Source organism: Aquabacter sediminis (assembly GCF_028863665.1).
Taxonomy (GTDB): Bacteria; Pseudomonadota; Alphaproteobacteria; order Rhizobiales; family Xanthobacteraceae; genus L1I39.
In genome coordinates, this window is the sequence record NZ_JARBFX010000001.1 from 185,232 (window position 1) to 203,339 (window position 18,108).

Annotated in this window: 15 protein-coding genes; 13 read left to right on the top strand and 2 right to left on the bottom strand. The window is 67.0% G+C overall.

All coding sequences use genetic code 11. The annotated features are described in order from the left end of the window. The first annotated feature begins 265 nt into the window (after positions 1-265). Together lexA and PV781_RS00850 are read left to right on the top strand one after the other, a co-directional pair. Complete coding sequence (gene lexA / locus PV781_RS00845) at positions 266-973, top strand: transcriptional repressor LexA (RefSeq protein WP_274773754.1); 708 nt, start codon at positions 266-268, stop codon at positions 971-973. A gap of 189 nt (positions 974-1,162) precedes the next feature. Further along, complete coding sequence (locus PV781_RS00850) at positions 1,163-4,858, top strand: Hint domain-containing protein (RefSeq protein ID WP_274773755.1); 3,696 nt, start codon at positions 1,163-1,165, stop codon at positions 4,856-4,858. Between the two features lie 73 nt (positions 4,859-4,931). On the opposite strand, the gene PV781_RS00855 is transcribed toward PV781_RS00850, so the two are convergent. Beyond that, complete coding sequence (locus PV781_RS00855) at positions 4,932-7,229, bottom strand: ComEC/Rec2 family competence protein (protein ID WP_274773756.1); 2,298 nt, start codon at positions 7,227-7,229, stop codon at positions 4,932-4,934. Between the two features lie 111 nt (positions 7,230-7,340). On the opposite strand from PV781_RS00855, the gene gltX reads away from it, so the two are divergent. The 8 genes from gltX (at position 7,341) to surE (ending at position 14,397) form a co-directional block, all read left to right on the top strand. After that, positions 7,341-8,756, top strand: coding sequence for a glutamate--tRNA ligase (gene gltX / locus PV781_RS00860; protein WP_274773757.1), 1,416 nt, complete (start codon positions 7,341-7,343; stop codon positions 8,754-8,756). Beyond that, positions 8,753-9,025 carry a sulfurtransferase TusA family protein gene (locus PV781_RS00865; protein ID WP_274773758.1) on the top strand — a complete coding sequence of 91 codons (273 nt, stop codon included), beginning with the start codon at positions 8,753-8,755 and terminating at the stop codon, positions 9,023-9,025. Before gltX ends, PV781_RS00865 begins: the two co-directional genes overlap by 4 nt. A gap of 27 nt (positions 9,026-9,052) precedes the next feature. Continuing rightward, complete coding sequence (locus PV781_RS00870) at positions 9,053-10,126, top strand: ABC transporter ATP-binding protein (protein WP_274773759.1); 1,074 nt, start codon at positions 9,053-9,055, stop codon at positions 10,124-10,126. Between the two features lie 70 nt (positions 10,127-10,196). Next, positions 10,197-10,436 carry a twin-arginine translocase TatA/TatE family subunit gene (locus PV781_RS00875; RefSeq protein ID WP_274773760.1) on the top strand — a complete coding sequence of 80 codons (240 nt, stop codon included), beginning with the start codon at positions 10,197-10,199 and terminating at the stop codon, positions 10,434-10,436. Positions 10,437-10,495: 59 nt separating this feature from the next. Next, positions 10,496-11,206 carry a Sec-independent protein translocase protein TatB gene (tatB, locus tag PV781_RS00880; protein WP_274773761.1) on the top strand — a complete coding sequence of 237 codons (711 nt, stop codon included), beginning with the start codon at positions 10,496-10,498 and terminating at the stop codon, positions 11,204-11,206. After that, positions 11,203-12,003, top strand: a complete 801-nt coding sequence (tatC, locus tag PV781_RS00885; protein WP_274773762.1) for a twin-arginine translocase subunit TatC — start codon at positions 11,203-11,205, stop codon at positions 12,001-12,003. Before tatB ends, tatC begins: the two co-directional genes overlap by 4 nt. Positions 12,004-12,123: 120 nt before the next feature. Then, entirely contained in the window at positions 12,124-13,590 is a 1,467-nt protein-coding gene (serS, locus tag PV781_RS00890; protein WP_274773763.1) for a serine--tRNA ligase, read from the top strand. Positions 13,591-13,629: 39 nt separating this feature from the next. Next, the gene (gene surE / locus PV781_RS00895) at positions 13,630-14,397 is read left to right on the top strand and encodes a 5'/3'-nucleotidase SurE (protein WP_274773764.1); all 768 of its coding nucleotides are present in this window, start codon (positions 13,630-13,632) and stop codon (positions 14,395-14,397) included. A 9-nt stretch (positions 14,398-14,406) separates the two neighbouring features. Here surE and PV781_RS00900 read toward each other — a convergent pair whose 3' ends face one another. Beyond that, a complete protein-coding gene (locus tag PV781_RS00900) occupies positions 14,407-15,204 on the bottom strand; it encodes a gamma-glutamylcyclotransferase family protein (RefSeq protein WP_274773765.1) in 798 nt (265 codons plus the stop codon). 230 nt (positions 15,205-15,434) lie between these two features. Between PV781_RS00900 and PV781_RS00905 the strand changes: the two genes are divergently transcribed. From PV781_RS00905 to PV781_RS00915, 3 genes are all read left to right on the top strand, one after another. Further along, the gene (locus PV781_RS00905; protein ID WP_274773766.1) at positions 15,435-16,475 is read left to right on the top strand and encodes an HpcH/HpaI aldolase/citrate lyase family protein; all 1,041 of its coding nucleotides are present in this window, start codon (positions 15,435-15,437) and stop codon (positions 16,473-16,475) included. A 159-nt stretch (positions 16,476-16,634) separates the two neighbouring features. Then, entirely contained in the window at positions 16,635-16,958 is a 324-nt protein-coding gene (gene hspQ, locus PV781_RS00910; protein WP_274774142.1) for a heat shock protein HspQ, read from the top strand. A gap of 228 nt (positions 16,959-17,186) precedes the next feature. Next, the gene (locus PV781_RS00915) at positions 17,187-18,095 is read left to right on the top strand and encodes a LysR family transcriptional regulator (protein WP_274773767.1); all 909 of its coding nucleotides are present in this window, start codon (positions 17,187-17,189) and stop codon (positions 18,093-18,095) included. The last annotated feature ends 13 nt before the right edge of the window (positions 18,096-18,108 follow it).

Sequence of the window (18,108 nt, forward strand, 5' to 3'; positions counted from 1 at the left end):
ACAATTGTTCTCGATTTGTTTCGCTTTCCTTCGCGTTTCGAGAGAAATTCGGGCAGGGGAAACGGGTCGGCGCCGGGCCATGGACCGGGATCGCCGCGGCGCTGCCGGGCGCTTCCCGATGCCGAGGACTGGGTCCGCGCGGGGGTGGCGCCTGTTGTCCGATGGCCGTGGGCCACGGCCGGCGGGGCGCTGGAAATGGGTGGACTTGCCTGTCCGGCGACACGCAACGGATGGGTCGGGGCTGCTGGCTGGGACGGGATCTGCGATGCTGACACGCAAGCAATATGACCTGCTGCGCTTCATTCACGAGCGTCTGAAGGAGACGGGCGTACCCCCCTCCTTCGACGAGATGAAGGAGGCCCTGGACCTGCGGTCGAAATCCGGCATCCATCGCCTGATCACCGCGCTGGAGGAGCGCGGCTTCATCCGCCGCCTTCCCAATCGGGCGCGGGCGCTGGAAGTGGTGCGCCTGCCCGACAGCGTCGCGCCTGGACTTGGCACCAGTCGCGCCAAGGGGTTTTCCCCGTCCGTCATCGAGGGCAGCCTCGGCCGGGTCCGTCCGCCGGTGGATGACGAGGAGGAGGTGGCAACCACCGTGGCCGTGCCCGTCATGGGCCGTATCGCGGCCGGCACGCCCATCTCCGCCATCCAGAGCCGCAGCCATACCCTCAACCTGCCCCCCGACATGCTGGGCGTGGGCGAGCATTTCGCCCTCGAAGTGCGCGGCGACAGCATGATCGAGGCCGGCATCCTCGACGGCGACACCGTGTTGATCCGCAAGTGCGAGACGGCCGATACGGGCGACATCGTCGTGGCCCTGGTGGATGACGAGGAAGCCACCTTGAAGCGCCTGCGCAAGAAGGGGGCCTCCATTGCTCTGGAGGCCGCCAACCCGTCCTATGAGACCCGAATCTTCGGGCCGGACCGGGTGCGGATCCAAGGGCGCCTGGTGGGCCTGATGCGCCGCTATTGAGGCGTGCGGAAGTCTACAACCGGAGGGCGCACCTCTGCTTTTGACCCGCTGTCCGGGCGGCTGCCTTAGGGGGCGCATGGCTCTTTTTGACCGAGATCATTGGCACGCCGGTTTTCACTCTTGAGTGACTTGAAACTGGCGAGCCAAACTAGACAGTAACCCCTCAGAAACGCTGTGTGGGGGGCGGGCGTGGTCAATACTGTCTATGCGACCAAGAATGGGGACATCGTTCAAGGGGATCCCGGCCCGAATATCCTCTACGGCACCGATCAGACGCAGACTGCCAATTATTCCAACCTGACCATCAATGGGGCAGGCGCCGAAGACACCATATATGGCGCCAGCATGACCGCCTCCAGCGCCTATGGGAATGCGGGGGACGATGTCCTCTACGCCGGCACGTCCACCAACTCATCTTACTATGGCGGCATCGGCAACGACAGCTTCAACGGCGACTCGTCGGTCGGCAACACCTTCTACGGTGACGCCGGCGCCGACACCTTCAATGGCGGGAACGCAGTGAATGCGACCGTCTATGGGGGCGCCGGAGCCAATGTCTATTATGGCGACAATGCCTCCGGCACCCTCACTTATTATGGCGGCAATGACGGCAATACGGTTCAGGCGGGTGCCTTGGCGGAGGGCTCCACCCTCAACGCCTCTGGCGGCACCGGCACTGACACCTTCTATGGCAACACCGCCCAGGGCGAGGTGACATTTTCCGGCGGAGACGGCAACGATGTCTATTATTCAGGCTCCGCTGCCGATGTCACCATCACCGACAGCTCCGGAACCGACAGCCTCTATATTGACGGCACCCAGAACCTCTACACCACCTCAACTGTTGACGACACGCTCACCATTGCCAGCACGGCTCTCGACCAGACGCTGGTGACGCAAGGTGTCGAGGATTTCTATTTCAGCGACGGCAATGGGGGCTGGCTGCACTACACCTATGAGGAACTCTCGACGCACACCTTCTACGCGTCGGAGGACGGCGAGACGATCAACGGGACCATTGCGGCCGAGACCCTCTACGGCACCAATGAGGACGGGACCGCGCAGTATTCGAACCTGACCATCAATGCAGCCGGCGGTGACGACACCCTCTATGGCAGCAACATGGTCGCCTCCAGCGCCTATGGCAATGCGGGGAATGACAGCCTTTATGCCGGGACCTCCGTCGATTCCAACTATTATGGCGGCACCGGAAACGACACCTTCCACGGCGACAGTGCGCAGAACGCGACCTTTTATGGCGACGGGGTTCTGGACACCTTCCATGCGGACTCGTCGACGGACTCCGCCTTCTATGGCGGGGCGGGCATCAGCGTCTTCTATGGCGAGAACGCCACGGGCGCCGTCGAGTTCTATGGTGGGGATGCCGGCAACACCGTCTATGCCGGCACGCTCGCGAGCGGCAGCCTGAGCGCCTCTGGCGGCGCCGGCACTGACACCTTCTATGGCGACACCGCCGAGGGCGAGGTGACATTTTCCGGCGGGGACGGCAACGATGTCTATTATGCAGGCTCCGCTGCCGATGTGACCATCACCGACAGCGCCGGCACCGACAGCCTCTATATTGACGGCACCCAGAACCTCTACACCACCTCAACTGTTGGCGACACGCTCACCATTTCCAGCACGGCTCTCGACCAGACGCTGGTGACGCAAGGTGTCGAGGACTTCTATTTCAGCGACGGAAATGGGGGCTGGCTCCACTACACCTATGATGAACTCTCGACGCACACCTTCTACGCGTCGGAAGACGGCGAGACGATCAACGGGACCATTGCAGCCGAGACGTTCTATGGTACCAACGAGGACGGAACCGCACAGTATTCGAACCTGACCATCAACGCAGCCGGCGGAAATGATATCATTTACGGCAGCAACATGGTCGCATCCAGCGCCTATGGCAATGCCGGGGATGATGTTCTTTATGCGGGTACGTCCGATCACTCCCAATATTATGGTGGATCGAACAACGATGAGTTCTACGCGGGATCGTCCACCTACGGAAGTTTTTACGGCGATGGGGTTATTGACACGTTCAATGCCGAGAATTCGCACAACGGGCACTTCTATGGCGGAGCAGGCTTAAGCTACTTCTATGGCGGGAACGCCAAGGGCTCTGTTGAATTCTACGGTGGCGATGGCGGCAATCGAGTCTATGCCGATCAGATGGCCAGCGGCACAACCCTGAATGCTTATGGCGGCGCGAGCGCAGATCAATTCCATGGCAACGTCTCGCACGGCTTTCTCAATTTCTATGGAGGCGCCGGAAACGACATATATAGCGTGGAAAGCGCCACCAATGTCACCGTTTCCGACAGCAGCGGTATCGATTCAATCTATCTGAAATACGATATAAGCGCGTACACAATCGTCCTCGACCCGACTAACAACAATGCAATATCACTCAATACGGCGGGTGACACGGTGGTCGTCTACGCCCAGGGTGTCGAAGATTTTTACTTCCGCATGGGAACGACGGACATCTCCCATTATACTTATAAAGAGCTGCTGACCCACGAATTCTACGCATCTAAAAACGATCAGACCATCGAGGGCACGCCCGAATCGGACTTGATCTACGGCACCAATGCGGACTTTACCGGTGAATATACCGGCCTGACCCTTTACGGGGTAGGCGACAATGACAGCATTTATGGCGGCCTGATGGGCAATTCCGCCGCCTATGGCGGGGCTGGCAATGACTATCTGGACGGCTCGTCCTCCTACAGCTCCGTCTTCTATGGCGACGAAGGGGATGATCGGATCGAGGGCGGGGGCGCCGACAATACGTTCTATGGCGGCAACGGCATCGACGAGATTTTCGGCGGCACCTCGGAAGATGGCACCTTCTATGGCGACGGCGGCACCAACACCTTCGATGCCGGAAACGCCGTAGGTGTTGTCACTTATTATGCCGGCGACGTGGGCGACATCATCAATGCCAACCAGATCGGCGCAAACACCACGCTGAACGCCTATGGCGGCAGCGCCTCCGACCTGTTCAATGCCCAGGGCGCAGCCGGCAGTGTCAATTTCTTTGGTGGGGAAGGCTCGGACGTCTATCACGCCGACACGGCCGCCGATGTCACCATCACCGACAGCGGGGGCACAGACAGCCTCTATCTCGACTACAGCTACAGCCGCTACGACTTCACGTTCGACAACGAAATCCAAGCCGTCAACATGGACGATACTGGCAGCAACCAGAACGTCTATGCCCAGGGCGTCGAGGACTTCTACTTCAGCAACGGCGACGGCACCTACACGCACTACACCTATGATGAGCTGGCCTGCTTCCTCCAGGGCACGCTGATCCGCACGCCGGACGGCGAGGTGCCGGTGGAGACCCTGAAGGCCGGTGATCTCGTGCTGACCACCACTGGCGAGGCCCGCCCCGTGCTGTGGCTCGGGCGGCGGGCGGTTGAGACCCGCTTCGCCCATCCCCTCACCGCCTTGCCCATCCATATCCGGCCGGATGCTTTGGGCCGTGGCCTGCCGACGCGCGACCTGCTCGTCTCGCCCGACCACGCCTTCTTCATCGGCGGGATGCTCATCCAGGCGGGGGCGTTGGTGAATGGGGTGACCATCACCCGGCATCGGGATCTGCCGGAGACCTTCACCTACTATCATGTGGAGCTTCAGGACCACGACCTGATCTATGCGGAGGGCCTGCCCGCCGAAACCTTCATCGACAATGTGGAACGCGAGACCTTCGACAATGCAGCCGACTTTCCCGGCCGCGCGCGCCCCGCAGTGGAGTTGGACCTGCCGCGCGTGAAATCCCGCCGCCAAATGCCCAAGGTGCTGGCGCGGGCGCTCGCCGAGCGAACCGCGCGGATGGGGGCCGGGACCGCCCAGGCGGCCTGAGGCGCGTCGGCTGGCGCCAGTGAATGGCGAGGGTCTGGTCGGCCTTCTCCGTGGCACAGGTGGAGACGGCCTGTCAGCGGTCGCCGGCCAGCGCATCCTCCCGCGCCCCCGCCATGGCGTCCCCGACGGGCTCGTCCGCGCGCTCCACGGCGGGGGGAAGACGGGGCATCCAGGGGCGGTCCGTGTGTGACGGCCGGCTCGGCACCGACAGCCATGCGCCGTCGGGAGCGCGGCGAAGGCCGAGGGTGCCGCTCGCTTCCAGTTCGGCCGGGGTGAACACGCGCGCCGCACAGGCACCAGGGGGGCGGTGCGGGCTCACCACCATCTGCGCCGTGCGGCAGGCGACGGGAAGGCCGTCGGCACGGCGCACCAGAGCAAGCGTGCCCCCGCCCGGTAAGGGGGCGGTGCAGAGGCTGCGCGTGCAGCGAAAGGCGGCGGCAAGGCTCCGGTCGGTCGCCTTGCGCAAATCGCCGTCCCGCGCCAGCCATTGTTCGGCCAGGAAGCGGTTGCTGCCCGCGCCGGCGATGGAAAACGCTCCGTCCGGCCCGCGCACCGCTACGGTGCGCGCGTCGGGGGCCACCAGCACGTCGAAGCGCGGCGCGGGACCGGCGAGAAGCACCGCGCCCAACGCCGGCAGCAGGGCAAACATCGTCAGAGTGCCGCGCAAAAGGCACGCGCTGGCCAGTGCGAGGGCTGCGAGGCCCGCCGACCCCGCGCCGATCACCTGCGTGCGCACGTCCGCGCCCGGCAGCGCGGCCACCCGGTCAGAGACCGCAAGCATGATGTCGATCCCCGCGCCCATGATCGGCCAGGCGAGGCTGTCCCAGCCAAAGGGCAGGAGCAGCACGCCCAGCAGCCCGAACGGCATTACGAGGGCCGAGACGGCCGGCATGGCCAAGAGGTTGGCAAGGAGGCCATAGGGGGCAAGGCGCTGAAAATGCATGGCGCCGAACGGGGCCGTGGCGAGCCCCGCCACCAGCGAGGTGAAGGCCAGCGCGCCGAAGAAGGCGAGCACCTTCAGCAGCAGGCGCGCGGCAGGATGTTCGGCCGGGGCGCGGGCAAAAAGCGGGCGCGCCCGCTCATAGGCGGCCACCAGGGCCAGGGTGGCCGCGAACGACATCTGGGTGCCCGGATCGAGCACGGAGACTGGGGAGAGCGCCAGCACGAGGACGCCCGCCACCGCCACGGTGCGCAGGTTCAGCGCCGCCCGTCCGATCACGATCCCCAGCAGCACCACCGCCGCCATGATGAAGGAGCGCTGCGCCGGCTCGTCATTGCCCGAGAGGGCGAGATAGCCGGCGCTGCCCAGAAGCGCGACGCCCGCCGCCATGGACTTCACCGGAAACGCCAGCGCGAGCGGCGGGAACAAGGCCAGCCCCCCGCGCACCAGGGCGAACAGGGTGCCGGCCACCATGGCCATGTGCAGGCCGGAGATGGACAGCACATGGGTGAGCCCCGACTGGCGCATGCTGTCCTCCACCTGCGGCGCGATGGAGGCGCGCTCGCCGGTGACGAGCGCCACCGCAATATCCGCCGACGGGCCGGACAACACCGCCCGGATGCGCGCGGCGAGCGCCTCCCGCACGCCCGCGATCATCGCCGCCGCCTTCACCGAAACGGGCGGAGGCGTGTCGAGGCGGGCGGGTCGGGGGCGCCCGAGGCCGAACCCCACGGCACCGATGCCCTCGAACCAGGGCTTGCGGCCGAAATCATGGGCGCCCGGCATGGCCGGCCCCAAGGGCGGCAGCAGGCGGGCCAATTGGGTCACGGGGCTGCCCTCCGGCGGGGCGGAGCCCCGTGGCAGGGACAGGCGCACCCGCTGCGGCACGACCGGCAGGTCGCGCCCCTGCGCCCCGGTCACATAGAGCACCACCCGGTCAGCGGTGGCGCGCCGTTCGCGCGCTTCCACATAGCCGGACAGGCGCACCGGCCCGTCCGGCGGCAGGATGACCGGATGGGCGATGCGCGCGGTCTGGGCGGTGGCGATGAAAAACCCGCAGGAGAAGGCCGCCGCGACGCAGAGGACCGCGAAGGAAACGGCATGGGCGCGGGCGAGTGCCGCAAGGCCGAGCACCACCGACAGAGCGGTGGCAGAAGCCCAGAGCGCGGGTTCCCGGTCGGCACCGAAATAGGCGAGGATGCCGCATACATAGGCGACCGGCAGCCACAGCACCAGCCGGCCCGATCCCGCCTCGGCCCAGAGGTCCGCCAGAAGGCGCGCCCGCAGGCGTTCCAGGAGGCCTGCGCCGGGCAAAACGAGGCCAGGCAGCGGCGCAAGCGGACCCACGGCGGCGCGGGCGCGCGACAGCGCCCGCCCCCTCCGGTCACCGGCCCTGCCCGGCTCCCTTCGCTCGTCCGCCCCCCGATCCATGCGGCGCGTTCCTTCGGGTGTGCGCCTATGCTACATGGGCGCCCATCCTGCGCCAGCCGTCCGTTTCGGGCGGTCGCGGCGCGCCCTGGAACTCTCCTCCGGCCGAGCCTGATGTCCGACATCGTCACCCGTTTTGCTCCCTCCCCCACCGGCTTCCTGCACATTGGCGGCGCCCGCACGGCTCTGTTCAACTGGCTCTATGCCAAGGCCAAGGGCGGCCGGATGCTGCTGCGCATCGAGGATACGGACCGCCAGCGCTCCACCACGGAAGCCATCGATGCCATCATCGACGGCCTGCGCTGGATGGGCATCGATTGGGATGGCGACGTCATCTACCAGTTCGCCCGGGCAGAGCGGCACCAGGCGGCGGTGGCTGAGATGCTGGCGCGCGGCAATGCCTATCCCTGCTTCGCGACGCCTGAAGAGCTGGACGAGATGCGCGAGACCGCCCGCAAGGAAGGCCGTCCGCCGCGCTATGACGGCCGCTGGCGCGATCGTGATCCCTCCGAATTCCCCACCGACCGCAAACCCGTCATCCGCCTGAAGGCCCCGCGCGAGGGCGAGACGGTGATCGAGGACATGGTGCAGGGCACCGTCACCTTCCCCAACAAGGACCTGGACGACCTGGTCCTGCTGCGCTCCGATGGCACCCCCACTTACATGCTGGCGGTGGTGGTTGATGACCATGACATGGGCGTCACCCACATCATCCGGGGCGACGACCACCTCACCAATGCGGCCCGCCAGACCCAGATCTACCGGGCGCTCGGCTGGGATGTGCCGGCCATGGCGCACATTCCCCTGATCCACGGGCCGGATGGCGCCAAGCTCTCCAAGCGCCATGGCGCGCTGGGGGTCGATGCCTATCGCGACATGGGCTATCTGCCGGCGGCGCTGCGCAACTATCTGGTGCGGCTCGGCTGGAGCCATGGCGACCAGGAGGTCTTCTCCACCGCCGAGATGGTGGAGCATTTCGACCTGGACAAGGTGGGCCGCTCGGCCGCCCGGTTCGACTTTGCCAAGCTCGAAAACCTCAATGGCCAGTATATGCGCGCCACCCCGGACGCGGAATTGCTGGAGGCGGTGGAGGCCCTGCTGCCCCATCTGCCGGACGCGGCCGTGCGCCTGGCCCGAATGACACCGGAGCGCCGGGCGCAGCTGCTGGCGGCCATGCCGGGCCTGAAGGAGCGTGCCAAGACCTTGGTGGAGCTGCTGGACAGCGCGGAATTCCTGTTTGCCGAGCGTCCCTTGCCCATCGAGGAGAAAGCGGCTGCCCTCCTCACCGATGAGGCGCGGGGCCACCTGGCCAAGCTGCTCCCCGCGCTGGAAGCGGCGGAATGGACCGCCGCCGCGACCGAAGGCGTGGTGCGCGCCTATGCCCAGGAGGCCGGCGTGAAGCTCGGTGCCGTGGCCCAGCCGCTGCGCGCGGCCCTTACGGGGCGGACCACCTCGCCGCCCATTTTCGACGTGCTCACCGTGCTCGGCCGCGCGGAGAGCCTCGCGCGGCTGAAGGACCAGGCGGCGTGAGCGAACCGGGGGCGGCGGATCCGGGCACGGCGGCCGGCCCGTCCCCGGTGCTCGACTTGAGGGGGCTGAAATGCCCCCTGCCCGTCTTGCGCACCCGCAAGGCCTTCGCCAGCCTTCCAGCGGGGGCCGCCCTGACCGTGCTCTGCACCGACCCCATGTCCGCCATCGACATCCCCCATCTCATGCATGAGACCGGCAATGCGGTGGAGGGGCGCGAGGTGGCGGACGGGGTGCTCACCTTCCGCCTCCGAAAGGCAGGCGGGAGCTGAAGGAGCGTTCATTTGGGAACCCATGCCATGGCCCTGCGGCAGCGCACGCCCGCCTCCATCGCCAAGGATCTCGCCTTTGAGGCGGTGCGCCTGTCCTATGGTGCGAAGGAAGCCGTGCGCGGGGTGAGCCTGCATCTGCAGCCGGGCGAGGTCATGTGCCTGCTCGGCCAGTCGGGCTGCGGCAAGACCTCGCTGTTGCGCCTCGCCGCCGGGATCGAGCGGCCGGAATCGGGCGTGGTGCGGATCGACGGGCAGGAAATGGCCGGCCCCTCCGTGTTTGTGCCGCCCGAGCAGCGGGGCGTCGGGCTGGTCTTCCAGGACTATGCCCTCTTCCCCCATTTGACCAATCTCCAGAATGTGATGTTCGGCCTTGCCCGACTCGGCCGTTCCGAGGCGGAGAGCGAGGCGCGCCGGGCGCTGGAGCGGGTGGGCCTGTCCGATGCGGCGGGGGCCTATCCCCATGAATTGTCCGGCGGCCAGCAGCAGCGCATCGCACTGGCCCGGGCGCTCGCCCCGCGCCCGGGCATCCTGTTGCTGGACGAGCCGTTTTCCGGCCTCGATCGGCGCCTGCGCGACCAGGTGCGGGCCGACACGCTGGGCGTGCTGCGGGATGCCCGCGCCACCTGCATGATCGTCACCCACGACCCGGAGGAAGCCATGCGCCTCGCTGACCGGATCGCCTTGGTGCGGGATGGGGAACTGGTGCAGGTGGACCGGCCCGAGGCCCTTTATCGCGATCCGGCGGACTTGGGCGTCGCTCGTTTCTTCTGCGAACTCAATGAGGTGCCAGGAGTGGTGCGGGGCGGTCGGGTGGAAAGCCTGCTCGGCGCCTTCGCGGCGCCGGGGCTGCCGGATGGCCCGGCCGTGGTGGCGGTTCGCCCGCAGGGCCTTGCGCTGCGGCCTGCCGGCGAGGGCGCCACGGGCCGCGTGCGCGACCGCCGCTTCCTGGGAGAGCTTGAGCTCGTGGAGGTATCTCTTGCCGATCACGAGCGCCCGCTGGTGATCCGCCTGCGCCATGCGGGTGACGCAAGGCCAGGCCAGGATGTGGGCATCGGCGTTGATCCGGGGGAAGTCCTTGTTTTCGCCTCTTCCGGGTCCTAGTGTCGCCGTTCGAAACGGGAGGGACGGCGCCGCCGCCTCCAATCATAAGAGTTCTCACGGAGGGTGAGTGATGGGTTCGATGAGCATCTGGCACTGGATCGTGGTGCTGGTCGTGGTGCTCCTGCTGTTCGGGCGCGGCAAGATTTCCGACCTGATGGGCGACGTGGCCAAGGGCATCAAGTCGTTCAAGAAGGGCATGGCCGAGGACGACTCCACGCCGCCCAGCCAGACCCCGACCGCTCCTGAAGCGCCGCGGAACATCCCGCACCAGACCACCCCCGCGCCCGAGGCCGAGAAGAAGCCGGTCTGATCGCGGTTTCGTCACCAAGGCAGGGAGGGCGGCCTAAAGCCGCCGGCGGGTAGCCTCCTATGTTCGACATCGGCTGGTCTGAGCTGATGCTGATCGGCGTCGTTGCGCTGATTGTCATCGGCCCCAAGGAGCTGCCCTCCGTGCTGCGCACGGTGGGGCGGACGGTTACAAAGGTCCGCCGCATGGCGGGCGAGTTCCAGGGCCAGTTCCAGGATGCCCTTAGGGAAGCGGAGCTGTCCGAAGTCCGCAAGGAAATCGGCGACATCGCGGACGGTGCGCGCAAGACCTTCCCCGGCACCGAGGTGTTCGACCCTCTGCGCTCCATACGCGAGGAGATCCGCTCGACCGTGACCGGCATTGCCGCGCCTGCCGCAGCGGCGACCGCCGCCGTTTCCACGGCGGATGCGGCGCCCACCGTGCCGGTCACGTCCGAGCCGGCGGCCCCGGTGGCGCCCGACCCGCTTCAGGCGGTGCGCGACGAGATCCGCGCCGCGGTGGAAAAGGGCGTCAATCCCCCGGGCACCCTCTCCGCCCCGGTTTCCGAGCCGCTCATTGCCCAGCCGCTCATTCCACTTCCCGAGCCGCCCCTCGACCCGGTGTTCAATTTCCCCGAAGCGGCGCCCCTCGAGGCCCCGCGCTCCGTCGCGGCCCTGCCCGATGCGCCGGCGGAGAGCGCTCCTGCTGCGCCCGCCTCTCCCACCCCGTCCGAGGCGGCCGAAGCGCCCGAGGCGGCTGATCCTCAGACTCAAAGGCCCGGACATTCCGCATGAGCGAGGAGGATGAAATCGACGCCTCGAAGGCGCCGCTGATCGAGCATTTGGTCGAACTGCGTTCGCGACTCATCAAGTCGGTGGTCGCGTTTCTTTTGGCCTTCTTCATCTGCTTCATGTTCGCCAAGCAGATCTACAACATCCTGCTGTGGCCCTATGAGTTCGCCTCCGGCTTCGCCCCGGGCGTGAAGCTCATCTACACCGCGCCCCAGGAATTTCTGTTCACCCAGATCAAGCTGGGCATGTTCGGCGCCGCCTTCATCTCCTTCCCGGTGGTGGCGACGCAGGTCTACATGTTCATGGCGCCGGGCCTCTACAAGCATGAGAAGGCGGCGTTCCGGCCCTATCTGGTGGCCACGCCGGTCTGCTTCCTGCTGGGTGGACTGTTCGTCTATTTCGTCGCCATGCCGCTCGCCATGACCTACTTCCTGTCCATGCAGCAGGCGGGGGGCGACGGGCATGCGGAAATCTCGCTGCTGCCGAAGGTGAGCGAATATCTCTCGCTCATCACCACGCTGATCCTCGCTTTCGGCGTGTGCTTCCAGTTGCCGGTGATCCTCACGCTTCTGGCGCGCATCGGCATTCTCACGTCCGACCAGCTCAAGAAGGCGCGGCGTTATGCCATTGTCGGCGTGTTCATCCTCGCCGCCGTGCTAACCCCGCCGGACGTGGTTTCGCAGCTCGCCCTTGCGATCCCGACGCTGCTTCTCTACGAGGTCTCCGTCTATCTGGTGCGCATGGTCGAGAAGCGCCGGGCGGCGGAAGAGGCGGCACGCGAGGCCTCCTCGGCCAGCTGACGGCACTGGGCCTTCGCCCTTTCGTCCTCGGGCGACGGCCCCTCCCCGGCCGCGCGGCGTTGCGCGCGGCCTTGCCAGTTGAGGGCCGGCGCCCGGCTTTCGGTCCCGGAGTTCGGTCCCATGCATGACATCAAGTGGATTCGCGAGGCGCCCGAGGGCCTGGTTGAGGCGCTGGTGCGCCGGCAGGTGCCGCAGGCGGATGCGGTGGCCCTGCGCGACCGTCTCATCGGCCTCGACGAGGACCGCCGCGCCCGCCTGACCACGCTGGAGGGCCTGCTCGCCCGCCGCAACGCCGCCTCCAAGGAGATCGGCGCCGCCAAGGCCGCCAAGGACGAGGCCAAGGCCGCCGCCCTCATGGCCGAGGTGGCCAGGATCAAGGAAGACGTGCCGGCGCTGGAGGCCGAGGTGAAGGCCATCGAGGCGAGCCTCACCGCCGAGCTTGCCGCCATCCCTAATGTGCCGCTCGACAGCGTGCCCGAGGGCAAGGACGAGCACGACAATGTGGAATTGCGCGTGGTGGGCGAAAAGCGCACCTATGCCTTCACGCCCAAGCAGCATTTCGAGGTGGGCGAAGGCCTCGGGCTGATGGATTTCGAGACCGCCTCCAAGCTCTCCGGGGCGCGGTTCGTGGTCAATAAGGGGTCGCTGGCGCGCCTGGAGCGGGCGCTCGGCCAGTTCTTCCTGGACGTGCACACCGGCGAGCATGGCTACACCGAGGTCAACCCGCCGCTGCTGGTGCGCGACGAGGTGATGTTCGGCACGGCGCAGTTGCCCAAGTTCGCCGACGATCAGTTCCTGGCGGGTCGCCTGCTGTCCGACGAAGCGCGCCATGGCATCTACAAGCAGATCGTCCTTGAGGATGCGGACCTCGTGGCCGCCGGCGGGCCGTCCCGTTATCTGGTGGCGCGCGATGGCCTCTATGGCCTCAACGAGGCGGGCCTGAAGCGCTTCGAGGAATTGTCCAACGGCGCTTCCTCACTCTGGCTCATCCCCACCGCCGAAGTGCCGCTGACCAATCTGGTGCGCGAGGCCATCCTCTCCGAGGACGAGCTGCCCCTGCGCCTGACCGCCTGCACCCCCTGCTTCCGGGCGGAAGCGGGCGCGGCAGGGCGCGATACGCGCGGCATGATCCGCCAGCACCAGTTCACCAAGGTGGAGCTGGTCTCCATCACCACGCCGGAAAAGTCGCAGGAGGAGCATGAGCGCATGCTGGCCTGCGCCGAGGCGGTGCTGAAGAAGCTGGACCTGCATTATCGCGTGGTGACGCTGTGCACCGGCGATATGGGCTTTGCCTCGCAGAAGACCTACGACATCGAGGTCTGGCTGCCCGGCCAGAACGCCTTCCGGGAGATCTCCTCCTGTTCGGTGTGCGGCGATTTCCAGGCCCGGCGCATGAATGCCCGCTTCCGGGCCAAGGACGGCAAGGCCCCGCGCTTCGTCCACACGCTGAACGGCTCGGGCGTGGCGGTGGGCCGCGCGCTGGTGGCGGTGCTGGAAACCTACCAGCAGGAGGACGGCTCGGTGGCCGTTCCCGACGCGCTGCTGCCCTATATGGGCGGCGTGACCAAGCTGGAAAAGGTGAAGTAAGGCGCCTTTCCCGAAGGCGTCGCAGACAAGGAAGAGGCCATGCGGATCCTGGTGACCAATGACGACGGCATCCATGCGCCGGGGCTCGACGCCTGCGCCCGCATCGCCGCCGCCTTGTCCGACGACGTATGGGTGGTGGCGCCCGAATTCGACCAGTCGGGCGTCGCCCATTCCCTCTCCTTGAGCGATCCCCTGCGCCTGCGCCAGGTGGAGGAGCGGCGCTTCGCCGTGAAGGGCACGCCCACCGACTGCGTCATCATGGCCGTGCGGCACCTGCTCGCCGACCAGCCGCCGGACCTGGTGCTTTCGGGCGTCAACCGGGGCCAGAACATCGCCGAGGATGTGAGCTATTCCGGCACGGTGGCGGGCGCCATCGAGGGCACGATCCTCGGCATTCCCTCCATCGCTTTGTCCCAGGCCTTCGGCCTGAAGACGCGGGAAAATCCCAGCTACGGCACCGCCGAGGCCCATGCCCCCAAGGTCATCCGCACCTTGCTGAACGAGGGTATCCCGGCCGGCATCGTGATGAACGTGAACTTCCCCGACCGCCCCGTGGACGAGGTGACCGGCATTGCCGTCACCGCCCAGGGCAAGCGCGACCAGAAGCTCATGCGCATCGACGAGCGGCGCGACGGGCGGGGCAATCCCTATTTCTGGATCGCCTTCGAGCGGCGGGTGTTCGACACCGTGCCCGGGTCGGACCTGCGGGCGCTGGATGAGGGGCGCATCTCCGTCACCCCGCTGCGCATCGACCAGACGGACGAGCCCTTCATGACCCGCCTCGCGCGCGTGTTCGAGGAGAGTTGAGGCCCGGCCTTACTTCACCCCCTCGGCCGCGGGCGTGCGCAGGATGCGGGCGGCATAGTCCTCGCTATAGAGCCGGTGCGGAAAGGCGGTGGCGGCGGGCTGCGTGCGCGCCAACATGTCGTCGATCCGGCCCGCCTCGGGCGCTGCGATCCAGGGCCGGCGGGCGGTGGTGCGGTCGTTCAGCCAGAAGCGGCCCCAATCGAAGGTGGTGGCCACCAGTTCGCGGGCAAACTCCGCGCCATATTCCAGCGTGCCTTCCAGAACCAGGTCCACATAGGACTGGACGAGGGGATGGTTGGCGTCGGGAAAAAGCGGCGGCGCACTGGCGGCGGTGATGGATTTGGGCACATAGGCCCAGATGACGCCGTCCGGCGGCAGGCCCTGCCAGGAGACGCCCTCGATCACGGAGCGCGGCACCACCACCCGGTCATAGCCGCTTTCGCGCCGGTCGAAGCGCGGCAGGCTCTCCCCATCCACCGGGAAGACCACGCCATTGATGCTGCTCGGCGCCTCGCCGGGCGTGGCGGGCCGCAGGCCGAGCGCCGTGAAGCCGGAGGAGGAGCGCGCCACCCAGGAGCGCACATAGCCGAAATCGGGCGAGACCCGCGCCGACACCGCATCGATGCGCCCCCGCCCCGTGGCCTCTCGGGAGGGGGTGTTGATGAGCGAGCCATAGCCGAAGATGAATTCCTTCGGCCCATCGGAGGGTCGCCGACCCCAGAAATTCTCCGCCCGCGCCGGCGTCAGTCCGGTCAAGGCCAGGCCCGCGGCAGCGCCGAGCACGGTGCGGCGTGTGAGATGTGTCATGCTCTCTCTCCCTGCGGTGCGCACCGCTTCGCCGTCGCGGCCCTGCCCCTCAATGCCCCGCAAGCGGCACATCCGGCAAGCTCTGGCGCACCCCGCCGTTTCTCCTGCCGCGCGGCCTGCGACATCTCGCCCGACCGGCTAGGGCGGATGCGGGAATGCTGCACTGCAACTCGCCCCTTGCCGGAAGCCGGTGCCTGTCCCATTCTGGCCTCAGTTCAGGGGGGATCCCAATGAAATTGCCGCGTAACTTCTTCAAGCCGCTCGCCATCGGGGCGCCCGCGCCCTATCGCGAGCTTCCGGTGCGGCTGGAGCGCATGATTCATTTCGTGCCCCCGCACCTGGAGAAGCTGCGCGCCAAGGTGCCGGACCTCGCCAAGCAAGTGGACGTGGTGCTCGGCAATCTGGAAGACGCTATCCCGATCGATGCCAAGGGCGCCGCCCGCGCCGGCTTCATCGAAATGGCAAAGAGCACGGATTTCGGCTCAACCGGCCTTTGGACCCGCATCAACGCTCTGAACAGCCCCTGGGCGCTGGACGACGTGATCGAGATCGTGGGCGCCATCGGTGCCAAGCTCGACGTCATCATGCTGCCCAAGGTGGATGGCCCCTGGGACATCGCCTATCTCGACCAGCTTCTGGCGCAGCTGGAGGCCCGGCATTCCGTTGGCAAGCCCATCCTCATCCACGCCATCCTGGAGACCGCCGAGGGCGTGAAGAATGTGGAGGAGATCGCCGCCGCCTCCCCCCGCATGCACGGCATGAGCCTTGGTCCTGCCGACCTTGCCGCCTCCCGCGCCATGAAGACCACGCGCGTGGGCGGTGGCCATCCCGACTACATGGTCCTGGCCGATCCCGATGGGGACAAGCCCCGCACAGGCTTCCAGCAGGATCTTTGGCACTATACGGTCGGCAAGATGGTGGACGCCTGCGCCGCCAACGGCATCAAGCCCTTCTATGGGCCGTTCGGCGACTTCTCCGATTCCGCCGCCTGCGAGAGCCAGTTCCGCAACGCCTTCCTTCAGGGCTGCGTGGGAGCCTGGTCTCTGCATCCGAGCCAGATCGAGATCGCCAAGCGCGTCTTCAGCCCCGATCCGGCGGAAGTGGCCTTCGCGCTCAAGATCCTGGAGGCCATGCCGGACGGCACGGGCGCGGTGATGATCGACGGCAAGATGCAGGACGATGCCACCTGGAAGCAGGCGAAAGTGATCGTCGACCTCGCGCGGATCGTAGCTGCCAAGGACGCCGAGCTCGCGAAGGTGTACGGTTTATGAATGGCGGGACGTGAGTCCCGCCCAAGGTCAAGGAGGTGAGACATGCCGCAGGACGATAAGGCCCGGAGCACCGGCCGCGCTGCTGTGCGCATAAGCAACGCCTCGTGGACGGGCGAGCCCGCCTATGCGGCGGCCCATCCGGATGAACGGGATCGGGAAATGCGCCAGGCAAAGTTCAGGATCGGCGAGGTGGTGCGCCACAAGCACTTCCCCTTCCGCGGGGTCGTGTTCGACGTGGACCCGGTCTTCGACAATACCGAGGAATGGTACCAGGCCATTCCCGAGGAGATCCGGCCGCACAAGGACCAGCCTTTCTACCACCTGCTGGCCGAGAATGCGGACAGCGAGTATGTGGCCTATGTCTCCGAGCAGAATCTGGAGCGCGACACCTCCGACGAGCCGGTGCGGCACCCCCGCGTGGCCGAGGCGCTCAGCGAGGATGGCGAAGGCGGCTGGCGCATGCGGCGGGACCTGTTGAACTGACGGCAACCCGCATCATCGATTTTGAAAAAGGCGCCCCAGCGGGCGCCTTTTTCAGTCCGGCCCCCTGCCCGCTCCTGGACGGACGCTGCTTGTGCAGTGAATTAAGATGCCCCGTTAATGTGTTGATGGCGTACGGCATTTTGAGGCGGAACGGCGCCCCCTATACTTCCCGCGCGTTCCGGCCCAGTCTCACCTCATCTTCACCTTGGCCACGCGCCGCTGCCCTCCATGCATGATCGCGCCCTGAAATATCTCCTCGCGGTGGTGCGCACCGGCTCCGTGCGCGCGGCGGCGGAGGTGCTGAATGTGGCCGCGTCGGCGGTGAGCCGGCAGATCATCGACCTGGAAATCGAGGTGGGCCAGCCACTGCTGGAGCGCCTGCCGCGCGGCGTGGTGCCCACGGAAGCCGGGCGCATCATGGCCGAGCACGCGCAGCGGGAGGCGGACGAGCGTGCCTTGCTCGAAGACCGGTTGCGACGCCTCAAGGGGGTGGAGCAGGGCACCGTGCGCCTGTGCTGCGGCGGCGGCTTCCTGGTGGATTTCATGGAGCAGGGCCTCGCCCGTTTCGCGCAGACCTATGGTGGCGTGAGCTTCAAGGTTTCGCTCAGCACCACGGACGGCATTCTCGCCGCCATCGCCCAAGGGGATGCGGATATCGGCATGGCCTATAATCCGCCGGGCCATCCCGATGTCCGCAGCGTGGTCACCGCCCGCCAGCCCCTCCTGGCGGTGGTGCCGCCGGATCATCCCCTCAAAGGCAGCGCCGGGCCTGTGCCGCTCGGCACCTTCGCGGCGGAGCCGGCCGCCCTCTTCCCGCCGGACCACGGCATACGCCAGATGCTCGGCCGCGTGGAGGCGGACAACGGGTTCCGGCTCATCAGCCGGCTGGAGACCACCTCGTTCGAACTGCACCGGCGGTTCATCGCGGGCGGACTGGGCGTGGGCTTCCTGCCGCGCTTCGTGGTGGAGGAGGACGTGAAGGCCGGTGCCATGCGGCTCGTCACCTTGCGCGATCCGCTGCTGGCCGAGGCGCGCACCCATCTCCTTCTGCGCGCCGGCCGCCGCCTGCCGGAAGCCGCCCGGCGCCTCGTCAACCATTTGGCGGAACACATGATTGCGTTCCAGGGTCTCACCTGACTCCCGAATTGTT